Origin of the sequence: Actinoplanes sp. OR16, from assembly GCF_004001265.1 — a bacterium.
Taxonomy (GTDB): Bacteria; Actinomycetota; Actinomycetes; order Mycobacteriales; family Micromonosporaceae; genus Actinoplanes.
Map to the genome: position 1 here is coordinate 2,975,985 of NZ_AP019371.1, position 25,430 is coordinate 3,001,414.

Below are 25,430 nucleotides of genomic sequence, written 5' to 3' on the forward strand. Positions count from 1 at the left end.
CTGCCCGCCATGCCCCCGCGTCGTTTGCCTCGTGCCTCCCGTCGAGGCGCGGGATGATCAAGCAGCTCGAGGTGGACGGCGTGCCCGCGGTGCTGGCGCCGGTCACCGGAGAAATGCACGCCGGCCTGGTCTTCCGGGTCGGTGTCGCGGACGAGCCGCTGGTCCGGCGAGGCGTCACCCACCTCATCGAACACCTCGTTGTGCACGGGCTGGGCGATGGCGGTGCGCACGTCAACAGCACCACCGGGATCGAGCACACCTATTTCCATGTACGAGGATCCGCCGCGCGCATCGCCGCCTTCCTGAACGGCGTCTGTTCCGCGCTGCGCGACCTGCCGGCCGGCCGTATCGCCGCCGAGAAGGACGTGCTCCGGTCGGAGAGCGCCGGCCGGACCCCCGAGCCGCGATCGATGTGGCGGCACGGCGCCCGTGACTACGGCATGCCGAGTTTCAGCGAGCGCGGCCTGACCGGTCTCGCCGACGAGGACCTGCGCGCCTGGATCGCCGCGTACTTCACCAGGGAGAACGCCGCGCTCTGGGTGGCCGGCGACGAGGTGCCGCCCGGCCTGCGCCTTGACCTGCCGGAGGGAGTGCGCCAGCCCGCGCCGGCGCCGTCCTCCGCTCTCCCGGTCACCCCGTCCTGGTTCGCGATGCCCCGTCTCGCCGTGCACAGCGAGGAACTGGCCTGGGACACCGTCGTGCGCCGGGAGGCCCGCGCCGCCGTCTTCGCGAACGTGCTGGAACGGCAGCTCAGCCGGGATCTCGGATGCGAGGTGCGGACCGAGTACGAGCCGCGCGCGTCGCGGACCGCCCGGATCACCGCGGTGGTGCCGACGGCCGGCGCCGGTGCGATCGACGGCCTGACCGGGGTGCTGGCCTCGATGCGCGACGGCCGGATCGACGCGTCGGATGTGTCCACTGTGGTGGGGCTGACCTGCGACGCGCTGGCCGAGGCCGAGGGCCGTGGCCGCCGGTTGCCGGGTCAGGCGTTCAACGTGCTGGCCGGCCGCGGCGTGCGCGGCGTCGAGGAGGCGATCGCCGAGGTCCGGGCGATCACCCGCGAGGACGTCGCCGAGGTGTCGGCCGCCGCGTACGGCGCGGGCCTGCTGATGGCCCCGGCCGGGACGACGACCGGCCCGGACGGGTGGACCGCGGCGCCCGGCGCCTCCGCCTCGGCGGTCTCCGGCCGCACCCACCGGGCCCGCCGCAATCGCTCCCGGCGCCTGGTGCACGGCGAGGACGGGGTGAGCCTGCTCGACGGCGACGCGATCCGGACGGTCCGCTACGACGCCTGCGCCGCCGTGCTGGCATGGCCGGACGGCGGACGGCGGCTGATCGGCGACGACGCGATCGCGGTGCCGGTCGAACCGGCGCTCTACCGCGACGGCGCCGCCATCGTGGCCGAGATCGACGGCCGGACGCCGGCCGGTCTGCGGGTCACGATGCCGCCGCGCGACCCGGCCGGCATCCCGCGGCCGCCGCGCGGATGGCTTCGGTCTGACTGATGGCCGACTGAGGCTGAGATCACCGTCGCGCGCGCGCTGATCGGCCTCTATGCTGCGCGCCATGTCTCAACCCTCCGACGTGGTGTTCGACCCGGCCGCCGCGTACCCGGGCATCACCGCGCTGCGTGCCGCGCTGGCGCGCCGGGACTGGGCCGGCGCCCGGGCCGTGCTCGACTCGGTGACCCCCGCCGATCGGACCGCACTGATCCGGACCTGCGGTGACGAGAAGGACCTCGAGGACTTCCTGCGGTACGTGCTGCGCGGCGACCCGCGGGACGGCGCCGCGGCCGCGCTGCTCGGCTTCCACCTCACCTACCTGGGCTGGGAGATCCGGTCGGCGGCCTGGGCGAAGGACGTCTCGGAGGAGCAGTGGGCGGGCTTCCGTGAGCACCTGCGGAAGGCGGAGCTGGTGCTGATCGACGCTGCCGCGTACAACCCCGGCGATCCGGCCGTCTGGACCAGCCGGCTGCTGACGGCACGCGGTCTGTCGCTCGGCATCGCCGAGATCCGCCGGCGGTACGACCGGCTCAACGCGGCGGTGCCGCACCACCTGCCCGGCCAGATGGAGCTCTGCTACTCGCTGGAGCCGAAGTGGTTCGGCAGCTGGGAGGAACTGCACTCGTTCGCCCGGGACGCCTCGCTCGCCGCGCTGCCCGGCAGCCCGCACGGCGTGCTGATGGCCGAGGCGTTCTTCTCCCGCTACGGCGCCGCCGACGACGACGCCGAACGCGCCCGCCTGCTGCAGGACCAGCAGCTGCGGTCCGACCTCCAGCAGGTCGCCCACCACAGCGTGCTGCACCCGAGGTTCAACCGGGAGTACGGCTGGGTGCGCGCGGTGAACGCCTACGCGGCCCTGTTCAGCGTGCTCGGCGACCAGCCCAACGCGGCGCGGATGTTCGGCCTGCTCGGCAACCTCGCCACGGTGGAGCCGTGGGCCCATTCGGAGGAGGCGGCGCTGCCCAAGATCCGGCAGGCGCGCGCCTGGGCGCTGGGAGGAGCGCGATGATCACGCAGACCGAGGTGGGCGGCATACCCGCCGTGCTCGCCCCGACCACCGGGCCGATGCACGCCGGGCTGGTCTTCCGGGTGGGGTTCGCGGACGAGCCGCTCGCCAAGCGCGGCATCACCCACCTGATCGAGCATCTCGCGCTGCACGCGTTCGGGGTGGCCGACTACCACTACAACGGCGCGACCGGCACCGAGTACACGTTCTTCCACATGCAGGGCGCCGAGGCCGACATCGTGGCGTTCCTCAACGGGGTGTGCACCGCGCTGAACGATCTGCCGATGCACCGGCTGCCCACCGAGAAGGAGATCCTGCGCACCGAGGAGAACACTCGCGGCGAGGGTCCGACCGAGGCGCTTCCGCTGTGGCGGCACGGCGCCCGGGACTACGGCGTCGCGACCTACCCGGAGTGGGGTCTCTCCGGCATCACTCCGGACGACCTGCGCGCCTGGGTGGCCCGGTACTTCACGGTGGAGAACGCCGCGCTCTGGATCGCCGGTCCGGCGGTCCCGGCCGGGCTCGAACTCACTCTGCCGCACGGCGAGCGGCGACCGGCCCCGGAGCCGTCGTCGGCCCTGCCGGTGCGGCCGGCGTACTTCCCGGGACCGTCCAACGTGGTCGCCTGGGACGCCGTCGTCGAGCGGTCGACCAGCGCCGGTGTCTTCTCCGGTGTTCTGGAACGGTCGCTGTTCCGGTCGCTGCGGCAGGAGAGCGGGCTGTCCTACACGGTGCAGGCCGCGTACGAGCCGCGGTCCGGCGGCCGGGCCGTGATCACCGCGTTCGCCGACGCGCTGCCGGAGAAGCAGGGTGCGGTGCTCGGCGGTTTCGTCGACGTGCTCGCCTCGCTGCGGCTCGGCCTGGTCGACGAGGCCGACGTGATCGCCGTGGTGAACCAGCGGGTCGAGGAGCTGGAGCGGGCCGAGGAGAACGGGACACGGCTGCCCGGGCAGGCGTTCAACCTGCTCGCCGGTCGTCCGGTGCAGGCCGCCGCGGAGCTGATCGCCGAGGTGCGGGCGGTCACCCGGGAGCAGGTCGCCGCGGTCGGTGCTGCCGCGTTCGCCGACGGGCTGCTGATGACGCCGGGCCGTACCGGCGCGGACTGGGCCGGCTACACCCCCGCCCCGAACGACTCCGAGAAGGTGGCCGAGGGCAACCGGTACGCCTCGATGGACGATCCGGATCTGTCCTTCGTGGCCGGCGACCGCGGGGTGAGCCTGCTCGGCGACGGCTCGGCCGCGACCGTCTTCTACGACGAGTGCGCGGTGCTGCTGGCCTGGCCGGACGGCGCCCGCCGGTTCGTCGGGAACGACGGCATCCAGGTGCACTTCGAGCCCACTCTCTACCCGAACGGGCACGCCGTGGTTCCGGCTCTCGATGCCCGCGTACGGCCGGAGCTGCGCGCCAGCATGCCGAGCCGTGATCCGCAGCGGATCCCGCAGCCACGCCCGGCGCAGGCCGCCGAGCCGGCCGCCGGCGGCAAGACCTGGCCGGTGATCGTGCTGGTGCTGCTCTCGCCGATAATGATCTTCTTGGGCTTCTTCGGCCTGGCCTTCGTGGTGGCCGCGTTCGCCGACGACGTGGACCGGGCAGTGGAGGTCACCATCGGGGTTACCTTCCTGGCGTTCGCGGCGCTCGCCGGCTGGGGCGTCGTCTGGGCCATCCGCCGGTTGCGTCGCTGAGAGGTTCAGCGATTTCCGAGGCGAGCGGGGGAGTATCGGTCGGGTGAGAGCTTCTGTCCGGGCCGGGCTGGCCGGTGTCGTCGCCGCGGGCGCCGCGATCGGTGTCGCCGAGTTGATCGCCGTGTTCACCGGTGCGGCGTCGAGTCCTCTGGTCGCCGTCGGCGGTGTGGTGGTCGATCACGTGCCGGCGTCCGTCAAGGACTTCGGCATCGCGGTCTTCGGGGTGCACGACAAGACCGCTTTGGTGATCGGCACCGCGATTCTTCTGGGCCTCTACTCGTACGGGGTGGGCCTGCTCGCCGGCCGCGGCCGCTGGGTCATGGCCGTCGCCGGGATCGGGTTGTTCGGGCTCGCGGGCGCTGCCGCGGCGGTGAGTCGCGAGGGCGTCGGGCCGGCCGGGGCGCTGCCGTCGCTGATCGGCGCGGCCGTCGCGGCAGCCGTGCTGTGGGGACTTCGGGCCGGTTATCAGCGGGACGGTTCGGAGGCTCGAACCCCGGGACGGGCCGAGCCGGCGGGTGAGGTGATCGCTCCGTACGAGAAAGAGAGCCGCCGCCGATTCCTGCGAGATCTGGGGATCGTGGCCGCGGTCGCCGCAGGCGCCGGTGTGGCCGGCCGGATGCTGAGCTCGCGCCGCGCGGTGGACGTCGCGAGGCAGCAGGTCGCGCTGCCGGTCGCCGTGGAGAGCGCGCCGCCGCTGCCGAGCGGGGTGCAGGCACCGGGAGCCGTCCCCTATGTCACTCCCAACCGGGATTTCTACCGCATCGATACCGCCATCGTCACGCCGCAGGTGGACCCGGCCACGTGGACTTTGCGCATCCACGGCATGGTGCGGAATCCCATCGAGATCACCTGGGCCGAGCTTCTGCGGCGTCCGATGGTCGAGCGGTACCTGACCCTCGCGTGCGTCTCCAACGAGGTCGGCGACGATCTGATCGGCAACGCGCTGTGGCTCGGCACCCCGATCAAGGCGCTGATCGACGAGGCGGACCCGCTGCCCGAAGCCGATCAGGCGGTGCAGAGGTCGGTCGACGGCTGGACGTGCGGCACCCCGACGGCGGCGCTGCGGGACGGCCGCGACGCGCTGCTGGCGATCGGGATGAACGGCGAGCCGCTTCCGGTCGCGCACGGATTCCCGGTCCGGATGGTCGTCCCCGGCCTCTACGGCTACGTCTCGGCCTGCAAGTGGATCACCGAGATCGAGCTGACCAGGTTCGCCGACTTCGACGCTTACTGGGTGCCCCGGGGCTGGTCGGCGCAGGCACCCATCAAGACCCAGTCCCGGATCGACACCCCGCGCGGCGGCTCGTCACGCCGAGCCGGACCGATCACGATCGCCGGAGTGGCCTGGGCACAGCACCGCGGCATCGCGAAGGTCGAAGTACAGGTCGACGACGGTCCCTGGGAAGAGGCCTCGCTCGCGCCGGCGGTGTCGGCCGACACCTGGCGGCAGTGGAGCCACCCCTGGCAGGCGACAGCGGGTCGTCATTCCCTGAGAGTGCGAGCGACCGATTCCGACGGGGTGACACAAATAGCGAACGCCGCGCCGCCGGCCCCGGACGGGGCCACCGGGTGGCACCAGGTCGAGGTCACTGTCGAGTAGCCGGAAGCCGCACTCTCCGTCCGACTCGAAAACGCAAGTCGCTCATACGGTGGCTTGCATGTCCACCAATGCGGTTGGAGAACCGCTGAACCACCCGGCACGGTCCTCGGCCGAGGACCGCGCCGCAAGCCGTTTGGTGTCGCCGCGCGCCGGGCGGCGTCAGGCCGCCGGTGCCTGCCGTTGCGCGGGTACCGCCGTCTTGTGGGGCCGGCCGAGGCGCGCCTCGAGCCGGGCAAGGTCGACTCGTCCGTGACGATCCGCCAGGTCCTCCCAGCCGACCGCGAGCAGCCGCAGCCGCTCCGATTCGCTGAAACCTCCCCAAACTCCGTACGGCTCGCGAACCGCCAGAGCGTGTGCGGCGCACTCGGCCCGGACCGGGCACGCGCCACACATCGACTTTGCCTTGGCCTCGCGGCGATTGCGGGACGACCCGCGCTCGCCGTCGGGGTGGAAGAACTGTGCACTGTCCCGGCCTCGGCAGAGTCCGAGTCTTTGCCAGTCCCACAGGTCGGCGATGGGGCCGGGCAGTCTGCGAACGTTCGACATCAACACCCTCCTCCCGCGCGGCACCGCGGAGCGTTCGTCATGAGGGCCTGTGCCCAGGCCTGTGCGGTCGGGTGTACCCCGGCGATCGCCGGCTCACACGCGACATGTCGATGTCTTCGCGAGCGGTATGGCAAAGCGGTGGCAACTCATACCCATCTTTCCCATTTTTTCCATCTAAAGCGCGTAATGCTGCGGCCCTCGCGTGATCTCCTCTGAGAGAGAAGGAGGATCACTGTGCGTACCGTCCTCGTGTGCGTCCGAACCCCGCTGGCGGCCCAGACCGTCGCGTCCACCGCGGCCCGGCTCGGCATGACCGGTGTCGTCCGGACCGCGGTCAGCGAGACCGAGGCCATGATCCGACTGGCGGAACGGCCGGCCGAAGTGGTCCTGGCTGACACCGCCGTAACCCGGCCCGACAGTGTCGGGTTCACCCGGCGCGTGCTCGCACGCGCCCCACAGGCTCAAGTGGTGCTCTTCGGCGCGGAAGACCCCCGGGTCGCCGCGGCGGCGGTCGCCGCCGGCGCTCGTGGCGTCATCCGTGGCGTCGAGCACGACCTGGTCAGCGTCGTCGCCAAGGCGCTGCTCCTGCTGCTGTTGCCGGTGCGCCCGCAGGGCATGCCGATCAACGGCGCGAACGCCCAGCCGGCCACGGTGGCCGGCGGGGTCCGCAACAACAACTCCCCGGCGGCCCGGGGCCAGTACGCGCCCGGCATGGGAATCCCGAACGCGGCGGCAGTGCCGGCCATGCTCGGGCCGAACGCGCCGATGGTCCCGGCACAGCGCGGCGACGCCCCGATCGACCCGGCCACCGGCCGGCCGATGGTGGCCTGGCCCGGCAACGAAGCCGGGGTGGGGATGGGCGAGGCCGCTCCGGCGGGCCGCCGGCTCACCCTGACCGAGCGGGAGCTCCAGGTCCTGCGCGGGATGGCGGACGGCAAGAGCAACGCCGAGATCGGCCGGGAGCTCTTCGTCTCGGAGGACACCGTGAAGACGCACGCGAGGCGCCTCTTCCGGAAACTGGGCGCCCGCGACCGAGCCCATGCGGTCGCCGCCGGTTTCCGAGCAGGCCTGGTGGCCTGAGAACGAGAAAGGGGCTGCCCGCCGGGCAGCCCCTTTTCCTCAGCTCTGGTCTTCTTCCGACCCTTCGGTCAGGGTGTCGTGCACCCCGTCGGCGTAACCCCGTGCGTACTCCCACGTGACGTAGTGGTCGGGGTCCGGGTCGTACGCGGGCTCGTGCACCCTCGGTCGTCCGCTGTCCAGCAGGTGCCGAAGGTTTCCTCGGAGCAGATCCCAGTCGAAATAGTGCGGCTCGTGGCAGTCCTCGCACTCGATGACCAGCCCGCGGATGCCCGTCGGACTCAGCAGTGCCTGATAGATCTCCAGGTCGGAGAGGTCCTCCAGGACGTCCTGCCGTTCGTCCTCGGTCAGCGGGTCGGACTCGGCGTCCTCGTTGAGGTCGTCGAGTCCGGCGGCCGGGTCGGCGGGATCGCCGTTGAACGGGTCGATCGGCTCTTCTTGCACCCCCATACCGTACTCACCTCCGGCCGCGGTGTGCTGGCCCGCACGTTCTGTCCGCCGCCCGGGTGCCCCGGCCAGGGTGGGTAGGATGATGGACTCCGCCTCTTCTCTAGGGATGATTTGTGGAAACTGACAGCGCCCGCACTGTTCCGCTCGGCCTGACCTTCGACGACGTGCTGCTGCAGCCCGGTGAGTCGGACGTCGTTCCCAGCCGGGTCAACACCGTGACGCGTCTGACGCGCAACGTCGAACTCTCCATTCCGCTGCTCTCCGCCGGCATGGACACCGTGACCGAGGCGCGCATGGCGATCGCCATGGCCCGCCAGGGCGGCATCGGCGTTCTGCACCGCAATCTCTCGGTGGAGGACCAGGCGGCCCAGGTCGACCTGGTGAAGCGCTCCGAGTCCGGCATGATCACGAACCCGGTCACCTGCAGCCCGGACGACACCCTGCGGCAGGTCGACGCGCTCTGCGCCCGCTACCGCATCTCCGGCGCCCCGGTCGTGGACGGCAACGGCGTGCTGGTCGGCATCGTCACCAACCGTGACATGCGGTTCGTCAGCGACTTCGACGCCAAGGTGCGCGACGTCATGACGAAGGCGCCGCTGATCACCGCGCGGGTCGGCGTGAGCAAGGACGAGGCGCTGGAGCTGCTCGCCAAGCACAAGGTGGAGAAGCTGCCGCTGGTCGACGAGGCCGGTCACCTGCGCGGCCTGATCACCGTGAAGGACTTCACCAAGTCCGAGCAGTACCCGAACGCCGCGAAGGACCCGCAGGGCCGGCTCCGGGTGGCGGCGGCCGTCGGGGTGGGCGACGACTCTTACAAGCGGGCGCGTGCCCTGGTCGACGCCGGCGTCGACGTGGTCATCGTCGACACCGCGCACGGCCACCAGCGGGCCGTGCTGGAGATGGTGGCCCGCCTGAAGAAGGACGTCGCCATCGACATCGTCGGCGGCAACGTGGCGACCTACGCCGGGGCGAAGGCCCTGGTCGAGGCGGGCGCCGACGCCGTGAAGGTGGGCGTCGGCCCGGGCGCCATCTGCACGACCCGGATCGTCGCCGGTGTCGGCGTGCCGCAGATCACCGCGATCATGGAGGCGAACCGCGCGTGTGCTCCCGCCGGTGTGCCGGTGATCGGTGACGGTGGCATCCAGTACAGCGGCGACATCGCCAAGGCGATCGTGGCCGGCGCGAGCACCGTCATGCTGGGCAGCCTGCTGGCGGGCTCCGAGGAAAGCCCCGGCGAGCTGATCTTCATGAACGGCAAGCAGTTCAAGTCGTACCGCGGCATGGGGTCGCTCGGTGCGATGCAGTCCCGCGGTCAGGCCAAGTCTTACTCGAAGGACCGTTACTTCCAGCAGGATGTGAACGAGGACAAGCTGGTCCCGGAGGGCGTCGAGGGTCAGGTGCCCTATCGTGGTCCTCTGTCCAGGGTGGCGCACCAGCTCATCGGCGGGCTGCGCGCTGCCATGGGCTACGTGGGCGCGGAGACCATCCCCGACCTGCAGGAGCGCGGACAGCTCATCCGGATCACTGCGGCCGGGCTCAAGGAGAGCCACCCGCACGACATCCAGATGACGGTCGAGGCTCCTAACTACCACTCCCGCTAAAGACTTAAGGGCGCCTGATCATGCGTGACGTTGTGGAGATCGGCCTAGGTAAGACCGCGCAGCGCGGCTACCACCTGGACGACATCGCGATCGTTCCGAGCCGTCGCACCCGCGACGTGGACGATGTGTCGACCGAGTGGAAGCTCGACGCGTACCCCTTCAAGATCCCCTGCGTCGCGCACCCGTCGGACGCCACCCAGAGCCCCGAGTCGGTGATCGCCCTGGGCCGCCTCGGTGGCCTGGGCGTGCTCAACGCCGAGGGCCTCTGGACCCGGTACGAAGACCCCACCAAGATCCTCGAAGAGCTGGCTTCGCTCGGCGAGGACTCGGACGCCACCAAGCGTCTGCAGGAGGTCTACGCCGAGCCGATCAAGCCGGAGCTGATCACCGAGCGGGTCCGGCAGATCCGGGCCTCCGGCGTGACCACCGCCGTCCGGGTCTCCCCGCAGCACACCCTCGCGCTGGCGCCGGTGGTGCTCGACGCGGGCGTCGACCTGCTGGTCATCCAGGGCACCCTGGTCTCGGCGGAGCACGTGTCCACGACGGACGAGCCGCTGAACCTCAAGGAGTTCATCGCCGACCTCGACCTGCCGGTGATCGTCGGTGGCTGCACCGACTACAAGACCGCCCTGCACCTGATGCGTACCGGCGCGGCCGGCGTGATCGTCGGTGTCGGCGCCGACGAGTGGTCCACCACCGACACCGTCCTCGGTATCCGGGTGCCGATGGCCACCGCCATCGCCGACGCGGCAGCCGCCCGCCGGGACTACCTGGACGAGACCGGTGGCCGTTACGTGCACCTGATCGCCGACGGTGGCCTGTCCACCTCGGGTGACATCGCCAAGGCGATCGGGTGCGGCGCGGACGCGGTCATGCTCGGGGAGCCGCTGTCGCTCGCCGAGGGCGCGCCCGCCGGTGGCGCCTGGTGGCACTCGGCTGCCAGCCACCCGGCCCTGCCGCGCGGCGGTTTCTGCATCGCCGGCGACCCGGACGGGACGCTCGAAGAGGTCCTCTACGGTCCGGCCGATCGGCCCGACGGCCAGCTCAACCTGTTCGGCGGTCTGCGCCGGGCGATGGCCAAATGCGGCTACCGGGACGTCAAGGAGTTCCAGAAGGTCGCACTCGTCCTGGACAAGTAGGGCGTCCACAGCGCTGAGCTGGCTGGCTTCGCTTCGCTCAGCAGGCAAAACGCCTTTCAAGCTGGCGAGGAGGCAGCTGGTTTTCCGCCACCCGCAAACCCCGCGGGCGTCGAAAAACCAGGTGCCTCCTCGCCAGCAGGCGTTTTGCGCGGGTCGCGTGGCTACGGGGCTGGGGGTTTCTTGACGCCATAGAGCCAGGCGTCGAAGAAAGACTTCAAGTTCTTGCCTGAGCTCTGCTCGGCTGCCTCTATGAACTGGGCTGTGGTCACGTTGCCGTTCTTGTGGTCGGCGGTCCAGGACTTCACGAGCTTGTCGAATGCGGCGTCGCCGATGGTTTCGCGCAGTGCGTGGACTGTCATGCCGCCTCGTTGGTAGACGGCGGAGCCGAACAGGCGATTCGGGGTCGGGTCGCCGGGGATCTCGGACCAGTTGAAGGTGTTGTAGGTCGTCTCGAACAGTTCGGCCGCCGTCGCCTCGCCGGAGTGCTCGGACCAGAGCCACTCGGCGTAGGTGGCGAAGCCCTCGTTCAGCCAGATGTCCTGCCAGCGGGTCAGGGCGACGCTGTCACCGAACCACTGGTGGGCCAGTTCGTGCGCGACCACGCCCGGATTCTCGCCATTCGTGAAGAACGTGTTGCCGTAGACCGGCCGGGACTGGGTCTCCAGCGCGTACCGGATCTTCTCCTCGTCGACGACCACACCACCGTTGGCGTCGAACGGGTACGGGCCGAACCGCGTCGCCAGGAAGTCGGTGATCTCGCCGGTGCGGGCCAGCGACTTCGCTTCCGGGCCGGTCGCGGAGTACGACGCCGGGATCGCCGTGATCATCGGCAGTCCGTTGTGCTCGGCCGTGGTGATCCGGTACTGGCCGATCACGACGGTGGCCAGGTAACTCGCCATCGGGGAGTTCTCCGACCAGTTCCAGGTGGTCCAGCCGTCCGCGGTGGTCCGCTCACCGGGCACGCCGTTGCTGAGCACCTCGACGCCGTCCGGGACGGTCATCGCCAGTTTCAGGGTGGCCTTGTCGGACGGGTGGTCGTTGACCGGGAACCAGGTGCTCGCCGACTCCGGCTGGCCGAGCGCGATGCCACCGTCGGCGGTACGCATCCACCCGCCGTTGCCGAGGACCTTGTTCTCCAGCTGACCGGGGGTTCCGCCGTACTGGATCACGGTGGTGAACCGGGTGCCCGCGACGATGCCGGCGGCGGGCGTGACGGTCAGCTCGTTGCCCGCTGCCGTGCTGGTGGCGACCGTGCCGTCCACGGTGATCTCGCGGGCCTTCAGGTGCGCCAGGTCCAGGTTGAACCGGGAGAGGTCCTGGGTGGCGGTCGCGGCGATCGTCGCGGTGCCGTCCAGCGTCCCGGCCTTCGGGTCGTACTTCAGCGCCAGGTCGTAGCCGGCCACGTCGTAACCGCCGTTGCCGTACGCCGGGAAGTACGGGTCGCCGGCCCCGGCCGCGCCGGGTGAGAAGGAGGCCGCAGGCGACGGGCTCGGCGCCGGATCATCCGGTTCCGAGCCCGTCGAACAACCGGCCATCACGGTGAGGAGGGCCAGCGTGCCGATAACCCGTCGCGTCATGCAGTCGAGGTTACGTTCTACAGCTTGTTGACCAGCTTGGGATGGTCGGCGAGGTAGTCCTCGGCCTTGTTCTTCACGAGCGCCTTGAGGAAGCCGCTTCCCTCGGACTTCAGCTGCTCACCGAGGTATCTGCCGCCGCTCATGACGCCCGCGCCGGGCAGGTCGACCAGGGTGATGCCGGCCGGCTTCAGGTCGCGCAGCGCGTAGGCGTACTCGAAAGGCGTACGCCCGCCCACGTAGACGAGGGACTCGCCGAGCGCCTTGATCACGCCGCCGAGCTTCGCCGGGTCGTCCAGGCCCTGGGAGAACGCCTTGGTGAGGATCGCGCTGACCATCTGGCGCTGGTGCCGCTGCCGGTCGTAGTCGCCGTTCGGCAGGCCGTAGCGCTGCCGGGCGTAGTCGATCGCCTGCCAGCCGACCAGGTGCCGCTCGCCGGTCTGGTAGATCATCTGCGGTCCGGTGTGGTCACCGCCGCCGGGCGCCAGGGGCCGCGCCGAGCCGTCCGGCTGACGGTGCCGCGACTTGGTCCGCTGGTCGATCGTCATGTCGATGCCGCCGAGCTGGTCGACCAGCCGCTCCAGGCCGCCGAAGTTGAGGATCGCGCCGGCCTGGAACTTCTTGATGCCGGTGTAGTCACTCAGGCTGCGGGTCAGTAGTTCGTACCCCTGCTCGACGCTCTTCTTGGTCTTCTCGCCGGGAATCCGCGAGCCGCGGCTCATCGCCTCGGTGAGCTTGTAGCGCCCGCCGGAGAAGCCCGCCTTCTTGTAGGCGGGCATTTCGACGCGGAGGTCGCGGGGGAGGGAATACAGGTACGCGGACTTGAGCCCGGCGTCGACGTGCAGCAGCATCACCGTGTCGGCGTGCGGTTCCCAGCCGGGCACGCTGACCCGGGTGTCGACGCCGATGAGGACCAGGTCGAGCGGCCCTTCGATGTCGGCGCCGGGGGAGACGGACGGCGAGGGCGCGACCGACGGGCCGGCCGCCTGCGAGGCGGCCGCGGAGCTCGTCGGCGTCGCGGCCGAGGTGTTCGAACTCCGATTCATGGCGATGGCGACGCCCACGCCGGCGAGTAACGCCACGACCGCGCCGGCGACCACCGCCCAAGTGATCTTGCTGTTCCGCATAGCGGAACAGTAAAGGACATCGTTGTAGTGCTCAATGCCCGTACATATCTCGTTCAATGAAACCGGTATTGCCTTTTCGATGATCACCAGTACGCTGGCCCGGCGATTCGCCGACCTCCCGGCGGTCGCGACGGGGAGGTCTCGCAGTATGAATTCTTCCAGCCGGCGTCTTCTTGCCGGCATCGTCACCACGGGTCTGGTCGCCGGTCTCGGTGTCGCGGGCTTCGCCGGTCCGGCGCAGGCCTGGGACACCAAGCCGGTCCGGCTCGTGGTGGGTCTCAAAGCAGGTGTCGACCCCGGTTCGTCACTGTCCACACTGTCCGGCTTCGGTATCAAGAAGCTCTCGGGTGGCAGCGCGCTGGACTCCGCGCTGGCCGAGGTGCAGGCGAAGTCGCTCGACGTGCCGGCCTCGCAGAAGTCGTCGGTGATCGCGGCGCTGCGCAACGACCCCGACGTCGCGTACGTCGAGGTCGACCCGACGGCGAAGTCGTTCGTCGTCGCGCCGAACGACCCGGTCTACACCGGCGGGCACCAGCCCGAGCTCGGCCAGATCAACGTGCCGGCCGCGTGGGCTGCCACGTCCGGCAACGCGATCAAGGTCGCGGTCGTGGACACCGGTGTGTCGCCGGTCGGTGACCTGTCCGGCAAGGTGCTCAAGGGCTACGACTTCGTCAACAAGGACAGCAACGCGTCCGACGACGGCGGGTTCCCGCACGGCACCGTGGTGGCGTCGCTGATCGCCTCGAAGACGAACAACGGCGCCGGCCTGGCCGGTGTCTGCCAGCAGTGCCAGATCCTCCCGGTGAAGGTGCTGGACTACGAGGGCAGCGGCAGCTACGCGAACGTCGCTGCGGGCATCATCTACGCGGCCAAGCAGGGCGCGAAGATCATCAACCTGTCGCTCGGCGGCTCGGACACCTCGACCACCCTGCAGAACGCGGTCGCCTACGCCAACGGGCGTGGCGCGCTCGTGGTGGCGGCGGCCGGTAACGAGGGCACCAACCAGCGGATGTACCCGGCGGCGTACGGCGACGTGCTCGCCGTGGGCGGCACCAACACCCGGACCGGCGGCAAGGAGCGCGTCAGCTTCTCGAGCTACGGCGCGAGCTGGGTCGACGTCGCGGCGCCGGCCATCACCGCCGGTATGCGCAACAACGGCGCGTACTGCTGGGACGGCAACACGGCGAACTGCTGGGACTGGTACTACAACGAGTACGAGGTGCAGGGCACGTCGTTCTCCGCGCCGCTGGTCTCCGGCGTGGCCGCGCTGGTGCAGTCGAAGCACCCGTCGTGGAGCGGCTGGAGCGTGCAGCGCGCCATCCGCAACACGACCACCCCGATCGGTGGCTGGGTCGAGCGTGGCCTGGTCAACGCGCAGAAGGCGGTCGCGTTCACGACCGCTGACACGGTGAAGCCGACGTCCGGGATCGGGATCGCGAAGAACACGCTGGTGCGTGGCTCCCGCGTGATCGGCGCTCCCGGGCTGAAGGACAACTCCGGCGGTTCGGGCATCCGCAACGTCGACCTGTACGTGAACGGCAAGTGGCACAGCTGGGACTACGTCTCCCCGTTCGCGCCGAAGCTGAACACCGCGGGCAAGAACGGCGCCCTCAAGGTCCAGCTGCGGATCACCGACAAGGCCGGCAACGTCGGCTGGTCGCCGGCCACCTCGGTGGTCGCCGACAACACGCCGCCCAAGGTGACGATCACCAAGGCCCCGAAGAACAAGGCCAAGGTGTCCGGCACGGTGACCGTCAAGGTCAAGGCGACCGACAAGTACAAGGTCGCCAAGGTCCAGCTGCTGGTCAACGGCAAGGTCGTGGCGACCGACACGAAGGCGGCCTACAGCCTGTCCTTCAAGGTGTCGAAGCAGAAGAAGACCATGAAGGTCGTCGTCCGCGCGTACGACAAGGCGGGCAACGTGAAGAAGCTGGCGACGCGTACCTACTACCGTCGCTGATCGCAGTGCGCTGGGGCCCCACCGGTTGACGGGGCCCCGGCGTGCCGCCGGTAAACTCGCCGGGTGAGTACACCGCGTCCCGTTCTCGTCGTCGACTTCGGCGCCCAGTACGCCCAGCTGATCGCCCGCCGGGTCCGTGAGGCCCGTGTCTACTCGGAGATCGTCCCGCACTCGATGCCGGTGGCCGAGATGCTGGCGAAGAACCCCGCCGCGATCATCCTGTCCGGCGGCCCGTCCAGCGTCTACGAGCCGGGCGCTCCGGTGCTCGACGCCGGGCTGTTCGAGAGCGACGTGCCGGTGTTCGGCATCTGCTACGGCTTCCAGGCGATGGCCCAGGCCCTCGGCGGCACGGTGGCGCACACCGGCTCCCGGGAGTACGGCCGGACCCTCCTCGCCGCCCAGGGCGGCACCCTCCTCCGCGACCTCCCGGCCGACCTGCCGGTCTGGATGAGCCACGGCGACAGCGTCGCGGTGGCCCCGCAGGGCTTCGCGGTCACCGCGTCGACCCCGGGCGCCCCGGTCGCCGCCTTCGAGGACCTCACCGCGAAGCGTGCCGGCGTGCAGTTCCACCCCGAGGTGGCGCACACCGAGCAGGGCCAGGAGATGCTCAAGCGGTTCCTCTACGACATCGCCGGCATCGAGCCGACCTGGACCCCCGACAACATCATCGACGACCAGGTCGCCGCGATCCGCGCGCAGGTCGGCGACAAGCAGGTCATCTGCGGTCTCTCCGGTGGCGTCGACTCGGCGGTCGCCGCGGCCCTCGTGCACAAGGCCATCGGCGACCAGCTCACCTGCGTCTTCGTCGACCACGGCCTGCTGCGCTCGGGTGAGCGCGAGCAGGTGGAGAAGGACTACGTCGCCGCGACCGGCATCCGGCTCGTCGTCGTCGACGCCGAGGACCAGTTCCTCGGGCATCTGGCCGGCGTCACCGACCCGGAGCAGAAGCGCAAGATCATCGGACGCGAGTTCATTCGTACGTTCGAAGCCGCCGCCCGCGAGCTGGACGCCGAGCGGCACATCGAGTTCCTGGTCCAGGGCACGCTGTACCCGGACGTCGTGGAGTCCGGTGGAGGCACCGGCACCGCGAACATCAAGTCCCACCACAACGTCGGCGGTCTCCCCGACGACCTGCAGTTCGCGCTGATCGAGCCGCTGCGCACGCTGTTCAAGGACGAGGTCCGGGCGCTCGGCGCCGAGCTGGGCCTGCCCGAGGCGATGGTGCAGCGTCACCCGTTCCCGGGCCCCGGCCTGGCGATCCGGATCATCGGCGCGGTGGACCGGGACCGGCTCGACATCCTGCGCCAGGCCGACCTGATCGCCCGCGAGGAGCTGACCGCCGCCGGGCTCGACCGCGACGTCTGGCAGTTCCCCGTGGTGCTGCTCGCCGACGTGCGCAGCGTGGGCGTCCAGGGTGACGGCCGGACGTACGGGCACCCCGTCGTGCTGCGCCCGGTCTCCAGCGAGGACGCGATGACCGCCGACTGGTCGCGCCTGCCGTACGACGTGATCGCCAAGATCTCCAACCGGATCACCAACGAGGTCCGCGAGGTCAACAGGGTGGTTCTGGACGTCACGAGCAAGCCGCCGGGCACCATCGAGTGGGAGTGACTCTCAGTAGTGGATCAATAGCTCAGGGCGGGTAAAATCGCCCTGAGCTGCGATTACTCACTGCTATCCCACTGTCAGGAACCTGACAAAAGTTCTTGAGAGGTAACATATTCCGGGCAGAATGCCGCCCGTGACCCCCGCACTGGAACCGCTCCGCAGGATCGCCGCCTACGCCGTCGCTCGCGACGACGAGGGCCGCGTCCTCCTGGTCCGGGCCTCGGCCAAATCCGGCACTCCCGGAGTCTGGTCGCTGCCCGGCGGCGCCGTCGACCACGGCGAAGATCCCAACCACACCGTCGTCCGCGAGACCGCGGCGGAGACCGGGCTCTCCGTCGCCGTGACCGGGTTGCACGACGTCCTCGCCGACATGCGCTCCATGCCGCACCGAGGCGTCACCATCCACACCGACCGCCTGATCTATTCGGTGTCGGTGCGTGGTGGCAACCTGATCGATCGGGTCGGCCACTCCACCGACCTGGCCCGATGGCACACCCTGGAAGAGGCCTCGCAGCTCAAGCTCCGGCCGTTCGCCGCGGACGCGCTCGGGCTCCCGGCCGCCTCCGGTGACCTGCGGCCCGACGTCCCGCCGACCTTCCCGTCCTTCTATGCCTACGAGGGACCGGACGGGCTGCACCGGGCGCAGCGCTTCGCGGCCTATGCGATCGCCACCGACCCGTACGAGAACCTCCTGCTCACCCGGATCTCGCCCGGCTATCCGGGCGCCGGCTGCTGGCACCTGCCCGGCGGCGGCACCGACTACGGCGAGCAGCCCGGCCCGGCGCTGCTCCGTGAGCTGGTCGAGGAGACGGGTCAGGAGGGCCGGATCACCGCGCTGCTCGGCGTGGCCAGCCACCGCGACGCCGCCTCGCTCGGCCCGGAGGGTTATCCGATCGACTGGCACGGCGTCCGCGCGTTCTACCGCGTCGTCGTCGACCACCCGACCGAGGTGACCATCCACGACGTCGGCGGCTCCACCGACGAGGCGCGCTGGATGCCGCTCAAGGAGGTGGCCGAGCTGGCCGCCGAGCAGATCACCGAAGTCACGGCGGACGCGCTGAGAGCGGCGCGACTAATCTGATCTTGTGATTCTTCGGAGAAGGGCGGCGGCGTACGGCGTCTGCCGCGACACCGGCGGCCGGGTACTGCTCACCCGCGGTTCGGATCTCGCGGCTTTCCCCGGCGTCTGGTCGCTGCCCGGCGGCGGCATCGATCACGGCGAGCACCCGGACGACACGATCGTCCGGGAGTTCGCCGAGGAGACCGGCCTGGCGGTGCGCATCCTGCGGGTGCGCGCTGCCACCGCCGACCTGACACTGCTGCCGGATGACTCGGTGGAGCACACCGACCGGATCCTCTACGACGTCGAGGTGACCGGCGGCGACCTGCGGCCGGAGTCGGACGGGACCAGTGACCTGGCGGCATGGGTGCCGCCCGGGGAGGTGCCGGTGCTGCCGTTCACCGCGGAAGTGCTCGGTACCGGCGTCGAGGCTTCCCCCGTACCCCGCCCGGAAGTTGATTTCAAAAGGCCCCCTGGCCCGGTCCAGCGTTTCGGCGCCTATGGACTGGCGACCGACCCGGACGGCCGGATCCTGCTCACCCGGATCGCCGAGGGCTACCCGGGTGGGGGACTGTGGCACCTGCCCGGCGGCGGCACCGACTTCGGTGAGACGCCGGAGCAGGCGCTCGCCAGGGAACTCGTCGAGGAGACCTCGCAACGCGGCCGGGTTGTCTCCCTTCTGGGCGTTTCTCACCGCTATGACCCGGCTGCGCTCGGTCCCGAGGGCGTTCCGCTCGACTGGCACGTGATCAGAGTGTTCTACGAGGTGAGAGTGGACGAACCGACGGTCGCGGCGGTCACCGAGGCGGCCGGCGGATCGACGTCGGAGGCCGCCTGGTTCACGCCCGGTGAGCTGTCCGGGCTGGCTCTCACCGAGCTGTCCCGGGAGGCACTCGCCCGGAAGAGCTAAAATCGGGGGTACGGAAGGCCGAGAGTGGATGAAACTCTTGGACGCCGGTGTTGTTCTTAAGGATCATGCGCCTCTCGCCAAGGCCGTCTGGGGTGTGCGAAGGTGTAACCCGCATTTCGCCGGTTTCCGGCGGAACCACCGAACTCCATGGAGGAAGCACGTGCCGAGTACCCCTTGGCGCCGGCGTCGATCGACGGATAGTCCCCGTCCCGCCGGGCGTCGTTGGGCAGGCCGGCTGCGCCGCGGCGGGACTCTCGCGCGGCAAGCCCTGTTGGTTCGGGTGGGCCGCCGCTCCGCCGAGACGGGTCGCGCTGCGACCGCGACCCGGGCCGAGGTGCTCTACACCCCGGCTCTCGCCGCTGTTCCCGCGGTGCCGGTGACCGTGGCACAGCCCGAGGTCGAGGTCGAGGACGACCCGATCTCGCTGCTCCCCGGTGAGCACACCATCTCCCGCAAGGCCAGCTTCGCGCTGGTCAACGCGTGCACCCTGGCCAGCCTCGGGCTCGGCCTGCTGGCCATCTTCCTGGCCATGGACGGCGAGGTCCGCATCGCCGCCGCCTGCCTCGTCGCCTGCGTGGCCTTCGACGGCCTCGACGGCGCCCTCGCCCGCAAGCTGGGCGTTTCCAGCCCGTTCGGCGCCCAGATGGACTCGCTGGCCGACATGTGCTCGTTCGGCCTGGCCGCTCCGGTCGTCGTCTACGCGTCGCTGGCCGACTCGGTCCCGCCGGCCGCCGCCGCGATCGCCTGCGCCTTCGTGGCCGGTTGCGCCGCGATCCGCCTGGCCCGCTTCAACGTCTCGCCGAAGGACGGCCGGTTCTTCAGCGGCGTGCCCACCACGATGGCCGCCGCGGTGCTGGCGCTCACCGTGCTGATCGGACTCGACGACCTGCCCGGCATGGTGCTGCTCGGTGGTGTGACGCTGCTCGCGTTCGCGATGGTCTCGAGTTTCCCGTACGCGAAGCTTGCCCGGATCATCAAGCTGCCGCCGTGGCTGCTGCTGCTCCCGATCGTCGGCGCGCTGATCCAGCCGCAGATGGCGTTCGTGCTGATCGTCGCCACCTACCTCGCCAGCGGTCCGGTGATGTGGATGCGCGCCAAGCGGATCTAGTTCTTCTCATGAAAAAGGGCCGCTCGCGCGGCCCTTTTTCATGTCCGGATCACTTCCAGCGGGCGACCACCGTCGAGCCGCCGACGACGCGCTCGTTGACGGTGACCAGGGCCTCCGCCTTGTCCGCGGGCAGGTAGATGTCGGTCCGCGAGCCGAAACGGATCAGCCCGTAACGCTCGCCGCGCGCCAGCAGGGTGCCCACCGGCGCCCGCTGCACGATCCGGCGGGCGATCAGGCCGGTCCGCTGCACCACCGCGACTGTGCCGTGGTCGGTGTCGAGAACCGTGTACGCAGCGACGTTGTGCTCCGCCGCGGCGGTCATCGCGTTCGCGTAGCCACCCTCCTCGACGAAGTAGTCGGCGACCCGGCCGGCGACCGGCGAGCGGTTCACGTGCACGTCGAAGACGGACAGGAAGACCGCGATCCGCAGGAACTCGCCCGGCCCGAAGCGCTCGTCGTGCATCCGCTCGACGGAGAGCACCTTGCCGTCGGCGGAGGCGACGATGGCGGACGGGTCGGTCGGGCCGTCCCGCTCCGGGTCCCGGAAGAACGCGGCGACCGGGGCGGCAGCGAGCGCCGGCAGCAGCCAGAGCTTCGACTTCGGGCGGGCCCGGCGGGCGAGCACGGCGAGGCCGAGGGCGATGCCGGCGGCGGCGACACCGTTCGAGTCGATGTGCATGGTCCGGGTGACCGGGACACTCGACGTCTTGTAGGTGGGGGCCAGCGTCGCAGCGGTCGCCACGTCAGCCGGCGAGAAGCGGAACTTGTGCACCCGGAGCGGCGGCTGGTTGCGGACGACCAGGTCGGAGCCGACACCGAAGAGGGCGCCCTGGCGGAACAGTTCCGCGGCGGCGCCTCCGGTCCGGCCCGGGACGGCCGGAGTGGCGACCGAGAGCACGCCACCGTCGGTGAGGTACTTGCCGAGCCGGTCGAGCAGAGCGCGGGTCTCCTCGGCGGTGCCGGTGACGGGTTCGGCGATGATGACGACGTCGGCGGGCTGTGCCTCGTCGAGCGACTCGACGATCCTCACCCGTTCGGCGACCCAGCTACCCAGTCCGGTGATGTGGCCGCGCAGCAGATCGGTGCTGCTGTGCTCACCGGGAACGAGGGTCAGGGTGTCACCGGGCAGCAGCGCCTCGACGGCTGCGGCCACCACGGTGGAGGCGTGGTCGGCGCCGATGAGCAGGGCGGACGTGGCCGCGTTCTGCCGGGCGAACTCGGCGGTCAGGACACGGGCGGCCCGGGCACCCACGCCGGTTACGGGCGTGGTGGACACGGCGGGATACGGGGTCATTGAACGAGCATATTGCCCCGCCCGCTGGATGTTTCCTGGCGGGCGGGGCTCTGGCACTTCCGTCAGTCCTTGTGCTCCTCCTTGTGCTGCTGCTCTTCCTTGACAAGCCGGGTGGCCGGATCGTCGAGCAGCTCCTGCACGATCGAGGCGTGCATCTCCGGGGGCAGATCGCCCGGGGTCGCGATGCGGGCCTCGGCCGGGACCGGCGCCCGCTGCTCCTCGCGGCGGTTCGAGCGGATCGCGCCGAACAGGCCGATCACCCCGAAGAAGATCAGTGCGGCGGCGACGATCCAGCCCACGGCGGGCAGGTGGACCGTGATCACCCGGGAGATCGCCCACCAGACGGCGATGCCCAGGAAGATCATGCCGAAGGTCAGGGAAACGCCGTCCATGCGGTGCGGCTTCATCGGGCCACCTCCAGGTTTCCGGTGTCGAGGCGCAGGTCGAGGCGGAGGTTGCCGCCGCCGGCGCCGTCGCTGCCCAGGTCTGTCACGGTCTGCCGCTCCGAGTCGGAGGGCGAGTTCTCAGTGCCGAACAGCACGGTCCGGATCCCGCCGCCGGTGACGTCGACGGTGGTGTCCACCGCCGGCGGCAGCAGCACCCGTAGTTGTCCGAACTTCATGTTCACGGTGGTGAGCTGGTCGGCGCCGGCGAAGTCGACCTCGCTCAGATCGAGCGTGACGTTGCCGAACGTGAAGTCGTACTGATCGGCGAGCTCGGCCAGGCTGGCCGGGCGGTAGACGCTGTCCCGGAACTCACCGCCCCAGCGCTCGGTGCCGGTCGAGACGAACAGACCCATCGTGGCGATCAGAGCGAGGGCGATGAGCCCGCGGGCCCGGCCGAACCAGGCGCCGGCGATCAGGCCGATCGCGATGGTCGCGAGGGCCGCCGCGAAGTACGCCGAGACCACCACGTTCACCCCGGCCATGTCGAGCACGGCCAGCAGGCCCATCACCACGACCACCGCGAAGAACGTCAGGCGTCCGAGGACCGAGCGCTCCTTCGGCGGCTTCGGCGGTTTCGGAGGCTTGGGCGGGACGGGCGGCGCCGGCGGGGACGAACTCGCGAAGGGCCCGTGCGGTGCGAACGGCGGCCGGTATCCCTCGGCGGGCGGGCTGAACAGCGGCGGCTCGTAGCGCGGCGGGAGCGGCGGGGTCACCGGATCGGCGGCGGGCTGCTCCACCGTCGGGTGGCCGGTGGACGGCGTCGTGGTCGTCGTGCTCTCCGCGGTGGCCGCTGACGTGCCGGCCGCGGACGTGGTTGCGCCGGACGTGGTTGCGCCGGACATGGAGTCGCCGGGAGCCGTCGTGAACGCGAGCGTCGGGTCGTCGGCGGGGCCGGGCGGCGGAGGAGGCGGCGGGCTCGCGGGAGCCGCCGGGTAGCCCTCCCGGCCGGCCACGCCACCCCGCTTGATCAGCAGGAAGGCGCCGACCACCACGGCGGCGGCCAGCATGCTGGCCCGGGCGCCGGAGTTGACGATGAACGCGAAGGTCAGCAGCGCGCCGCTGCCGAGCAGCACCACGGAGAGCGGCGTCATCCCGGACTGGCCCTTGCCGAGCAGCGACTCGACCGGCGACGCGGTGTCACCCTCGGACGGGATGATCAGCCAGCCGATCAGGTAGAGCAGCACGCCGGTGCCGCCGAGGATGCCGAGCACGCCGAGCAGCACCCGCCAGAGCACCGGGTCGGTGTTCGTCGCCCGGGCCAGGGCGCCGCAGACACCGGCGACGTAGCGCCCGTTGCGCGGCCGGACCAGCTGCTGGCGGGCGAAGGCGGCGCCGGCGTTGGCGAGCCAGGGCGGCACGTTGGGCCCGTAGGCGCTGTCCGCGCCGGGCGGCGGGGTGGTGCCGGACTCGGGGGCGGACGATGCCGCGGCGCCCTGAGGACCGGCGCCCGGCGAGGAGGCAGCTTCGTCGTTCATGCTTCGATCGTGCGCGCCCGGTCACCCGACGCGCTTCCGGAGCCGACCCTGAGGCCACCCTGAGATCCTGGGGCCCGGTTTCCCAGGGTGCTTACCCGTGGCCTGGGACCGCGGGACGTGTGACGATCGAAGGGCACGGAAGGGAGAAGTGCGATCATCACCACCGCTGTTCCTCAGCCGCGCCGGTTGTACCGGCCGCGCGATCACCGCATCGTCGCTGGTGTCGCTGCCGGGCTGGCGCGCCACCTCGGCCTGCCGGTGCTGGCGGTGCGCATCGCGCTCGTGGTCCTGCTCGGTTTCAACGCGCTGGGGCTGCTTCTCTACGCCGCCTACTGGGCGGTGCTCCCGCAGGAGGCCCGCGGCGACGAGGAGCCGGCCCGCCGTGACCTCTCCGCTCTCGCCCCGTTCGCCGCGATCGGCCTCGGGGTGGTCCTGCTCCAGGCGCTGGTCTTCGACGATCAGGTGGCGACCACGGCCGGCTGGATGATCGCGGTGATCGCGGTCGGCACCGGCGTGATCTGGCACCAGTCCGACCCGAGCCGGCGCGAGGCGAGCGCCGACTACAACATCGCTTCGACGCCCTGGCTCGCCGCGATCGTGTCCGAGAATGATCGGCGCTCCTTCATCCTCCGCTTCATCGGCGGCGGCATCCTCGTCGCGATCGGCCTCATCGGCGTGGTCGCGGTCTACGCGCCGGACAACTCGATCTCCGCGGTGTTCAACGGCGTGATCTTCGCCTTCGTCGGCCTGGCCGGCGTCGGCGTGGTGGTCGCGCCGCTGCTCTGGCGCACCTTCGGCCAGCTGCGCGCCGAGCGTGAGGGCCGGATCCGCGAGCAGGAGCGCGCCGAGCTGGCCGCCATGATCCACGACCAGGTGCTGCACACGCTCGCGCTGATCCAGCGCAACTCGACGGACATCAAGGAGGTGCAGCGGCTGGCCCGCGGCCAGGAGCGCAGCCTGCGCAACTGGCTCTACAAACCGACCGCCTCGCCGACCGAGCGGTTCGCGGCCGCGCTCGAGCAGGCCGCGGCCGAGGTCGAGGACACCTACGCGATCACCGTGGAGACCGTGGTGGTCGGCGACACTCAGTGCGACGATCGGGTGGCCGCGCTGGTGGCGGCGGCCCGCGAGGCGTTGGTGAACGCGGCCCGGCACGCCGGGGTGCAGACGGTCTCGCTCTACGCCGAGGTCGAGGAGGACGAGTTGAGCGTCTTCGTCCGTGACCGCGGCGCGGGCTTCGAGCTCGACGGCGTGGCGGAGACACGGCACGGCGTCCGTGGTTCGATCATCGGGCGCATGCAGCGCCACGGCGGGCGTGCCGAGATCCGCAGTGCGCCCGGCGACGGGACGGAGGTGCGGCTGATGCTTCCCGTCTCGAGGGAGAGCGTGACCACGGGTAAGGAGCATGCACGATGACCGAACCAATGGTGGAGCCGTCCGAGGCCGCACGCAGGCTGACCGTCTTCCTCGTCGACGACCACGCGATGTTCCGCGCCGGGGTCCGCGCCGAGCTGGGCGCGCACGTCGAGGTGGTCGGCGAGGCGAGCAGCGTCGCCGAGGCGATCAGCCGGATCGGCGCGATCCGTCCCGACGTGGTGCTGCTCGACGTGCACATGCCGGACGGCGGCGGCCGGGCGGTGCTGGAGTCGATCCGCCGCACGCATCCGCAGGTCAAGTTCCTGGCGCTGTCCGTCTCGGACGCCGCCGAGGACGTGATCGGCCTGATCCGGGCCGGCGCCCGGGGTTATGTGACGAAGACGATCTCGCCGGACGAGCTGGCCGCGGCGGTCCGCCGGGTCGCCGACGGTGACGCGGTGTTCAGCCCACGGCTGGCCGGCTTCGTGCTGGACGCCTTCGCCTCCCGGCCGGACGTGCCGGTGGCCGACCCCGAGCTGGACCAGCTGACCAACCGGGAGCGTGAGGTGCTCCGGCTTCTGGCGCGCGGCTACGCGTACAAGGAGATCGCCAAGGAACTGTTCATCTCGATCAAAACAGTGGAGACGCACGTCTCGAACGTGCTGAGGAAACTGCAGATGAGCAACCGCTACGAGCTGTCACGGTGGGCCGCTGACCGGCGCCTGGTCTAGATCCACCGACCGGCGGCAAAGATGGGCCGTTTGGCTGCGCTGGGTGGCTGAGGGGACACGCGGGGGCGTCCGCGCAGGTCAGGCCGGTCGAATCCGGCGAAAGAACGATCTTTGGGTCTGCGTACGGACGTAAACGGCTAATATCGGCTTGATAACGGCGCTCATTGGTTTCCGTGCC

21 protein-coding genes are annotated in these 25,430 nt (G+C 70.6%); 14 read left to right on the plus strand and 7 right to left on the minus strand.

Annotation, left to right across the window (positions count from 1 at the left end; genetic code table 11):
- Window positions 1-53 precede the first annotated feature (53 nt).
- The 4 genes from EP757_RS13850 (at window position 54) to EP757_RS13865 (ending at window position 5,790) form a co-directional block, all read left to right on the plus strand.
- Complete coding sequence (locus EP757_RS13850) at window positions 54-1,505, plus strand: insulinase family protein (protein ID WP_127545953.1); 1,452 nt, start codon at window positions 54-56, stop codon at window positions 1,503-1,505.
- Between the two features lie 61 nt (window positions 1,506-1,566).
- Complete coding sequence (locus tag EP757_RS13855; RefSeq protein ID WP_232050501.1) at window positions 1,567-2,511, plus strand: hypothetical protein; 945 nt, start codon at window positions 1,567-1,569, stop codon at window positions 2,509-2,511.
- A complete protein-coding gene (locus EP757_RS13860; RefSeq protein ID WP_127545959.1) occupies window positions 2,508-4,190 on the plus strand; it encodes a pitrilysin family protein in 1,683 nt (560 codons plus the stop codon). The genes EP757_RS13855 and EP757_RS13860 overlap by 4 nt, the downstream gene beginning before the upstream one ends.
- Window positions 4,191-4,233: 43 nt before the next feature.
- Window positions 4,234-5,790, plus strand: a complete 1,557-nt coding sequence (locus EP757_RS13865) for a molybdopterin-dependent oxidoreductase (RefSeq protein ID WP_127545962.1) — start codon at window positions 4,234-4,236, stop codon at window positions 5,788-5,790.
- A 159-nt stretch (window positions 5,791-5,949) separates the two neighbouring features.
- Here the strand turns inward: EP757_RS13865 and EP757_RS13870 are convergent, their stop codons facing one another.
- Complete coding sequence (locus EP757_RS13870) at window positions 5,950-6,336, minus strand: WhiB family transcriptional regulator (protein ID WP_127545965.1); 387 nt, start codon at window positions 6,334-6,336, stop codon at window positions 5,950-5,952.
- Between the two features lie 234 nt (window positions 6,337-6,570).
- Here EP757_RS13870 and EP757_RS13875 point away from each other — a divergent pair, with 234 nt between their 5' ends.
- On the plus strand, window positions 6,571-7,416 hold the full coding sequence (locus tag EP757_RS13875) for a response regulator transcription factor (protein WP_127545968.1): 846 nt from the start codon (window positions 6,571-6,573) through the stop codon (window positions 7,414-7,416).
- Window positions 7,417-7,455: 39 nt separating this feature from the next.
- On the opposite strand, the gene EP757_RS13880 is transcribed toward EP757_RS13875, so the two are convergent.
- The gene (locus EP757_RS13880; protein ID WP_127554232.1) at window positions 7,456-7,857 is read right to left on the minus strand and encodes a DUF5319 domain-containing protein; all 402 of its coding nucleotides are present in this window, start codon (window positions 7,855-7,857) and stop codon (window positions 7,456-7,458) included.
- A 119-nt stretch (window positions 7,858-7,976) separates the two neighbouring features.
- Between EP757_RS13880 and guaB the strand changes: the two genes are divergently transcribed.
- Window positions 7,977-9,464: an IMP dehydrogenase gene (gene guaB / locus EP757_RS13885; protein WP_127545971.1), complete on the plus strand. Its 1,488-nt coding sequence runs from the start codon at window positions 7,977-7,979 to the stop codon at window positions 9,462-9,464.
- A 20-nt stretch (window positions 9,465-9,484) separates the two neighbouring features.
- Window positions 9,485-10,603 carry a GuaB3 family IMP dehydrogenase-related protein gene (locus tag EP757_RS13890; protein ID WP_127545974.1) on the plus strand — a complete coding sequence of 373 codons (1,119 nt, stop codon included), beginning with the start codon at window positions 9,485-9,487 and terminating at the stop codon, window positions 10,601-10,603.
- A gap of 161 nt (window positions 10,604-10,764) precedes the next feature.
- Here EP757_RS13890 and EP757_RS13895 read toward each other — a convergent pair whose 3' ends face one another.
- Both EP757_RS13895 and EP757_RS13900 read right to left on the minus strand, forming a co-directional pair.
- Complete coding sequence (locus EP757_RS13895; protein ID WP_127545977.1) at window positions 10,765-12,180, minus strand: M1 family metallopeptidase; 1,416 nt, start codon at window positions 12,178-12,180, stop codon at window positions 10,765-10,767.
- A gap of 17 nt (window positions 12,181-12,197) precedes the next feature.
- On the minus strand, window positions 12,198-13,304 hold the full coding sequence (locus EP757_RS13900) for an LCP family protein (protein WP_127545980.1): 1,107 nt from the start codon (window positions 13,302-13,304) through the stop codon (window positions 12,198-12,200).
- A 148-nt stretch (window positions 13,305-13,452) separates the two neighbouring features.
- On the opposite strand from EP757_RS13900, the gene EP757_RS13905 reads away from it, so the two are divergent.
- From EP757_RS13905 to EP757_RS13925, 5 genes are all read left to right on the plus strand, one after another.
- Window positions 13,453-15,264, plus strand: a complete 1,812-nt coding sequence (locus EP757_RS13905; RefSeq protein WP_160165794.1) for a S8 family serine peptidase — start codon at window positions 13,453-13,455, stop codon at window positions 15,262-15,264.
- 63 nt (window positions 15,265-15,327) lie between these two features.
- Window positions 15,328-16,875, plus strand: coding sequence for a glutamine-hydrolyzing GMP synthase (gene guaA, locus EP757_RS13910; RefSeq protein ID WP_127545986.1), 1,548 nt, complete (start codon window positions 15,328-15,330; stop codon window positions 16,873-16,875).
- 130 nt (window positions 16,876-17,005) lie between these two features.
- Complete coding sequence (locus EP757_RS13915; protein ID WP_127545989.1) at window positions 17,006-17,953, plus strand: NUDIX hydrolase; 948 nt, start codon at window positions 17,006-17,008, stop codon at window positions 17,951-17,953.
- 4 nt (window positions 17,954-17,957) lie between these two features.
- Window positions 17,958-18,842: an NUDIX hydrolase gene (locus tag EP757_RS13920; protein ID WP_127545992.1), complete on the plus strand. Its 885-nt coding sequence runs from the start codon at window positions 17,958-17,960 to the stop codon at window positions 18,840-18,842.
- A gap of 235 nt (window positions 18,843-19,077) precedes the next feature.
- Entirely contained in the window at window positions 19,078-19,950 is an 873-nt protein-coding gene (locus EP757_RS13925) for a phosphatidylcholine/phosphatidylserine synthase (protein ID WP_127554233.1), read from the plus strand.
- A gap of 49 nt (window positions 19,951-19,999) precedes the next feature.
- Here EP757_RS13925 and EP757_RS13930 read toward each other — a convergent pair whose 3' ends face one another.
- The 3 genes from EP757_RS13930 to EP757_RS13940 form a co-directional block, all read right to left on the minus strand.
- Complete coding sequence (locus EP757_RS13930) at window positions 20,000-21,244, minus strand: phosphatidylserine decarboxylase (RefSeq protein WP_127545995.1); 1,245 nt, start codon at window positions 21,242-21,244, stop codon at window positions 20,000-20,002.
- Between the two features lie 62 nt (window positions 21,245-21,306).
- Window positions 21,307-21,651, minus strand: a complete 345-nt coding sequence (locus EP757_RS13935) for a hypothetical protein (RefSeq protein WP_127545998.1) — start codon at window positions 21,649-21,651, stop codon at window positions 21,307-21,309.
- Complete coding sequence (locus EP757_RS13940) at window positions 21,648-23,165, minus strand: PspC domain-containing protein (RefSeq protein ID WP_127546001.1); 1,518 nt, start codon at window positions 23,163-23,165, stop codon at window positions 21,648-21,650. The genes EP757_RS13935 and EP757_RS13940 overlap by 4 nt, the downstream gene beginning before the upstream one ends.
- Before the next feature lie 186 nt (window positions 23,166-23,351).
- Between EP757_RS13940 and EP757_RS13945 the strand changes: the two genes are divergently transcribed.
- Together EP757_RS13945 and EP757_RS13950 are read left to right on the plus strand one after the other, a co-directional pair.
- The gene (locus EP757_RS13945; RefSeq protein ID WP_174262391.1) at window positions 23,352-24,581 is read left to right on the plus strand and encodes an ATP-binding protein; all 1,230 of its coding nucleotides are present in this window, start codon (window positions 23,352-23,354) and stop codon (window positions 24,579-24,581) included.
- Entirely contained in the window at window positions 24,578-25,252 is a 675-nt protein-coding gene (locus EP757_RS13950) for a response regulator transcription factor (protein ID WP_127546007.1), read from the plus strand. Before EP757_RS13945 ends, EP757_RS13950 begins: the two co-directional genes overlap by 4 nt.
- Window positions 25,253-25,430: the final 178 nt, after the last annotated feature.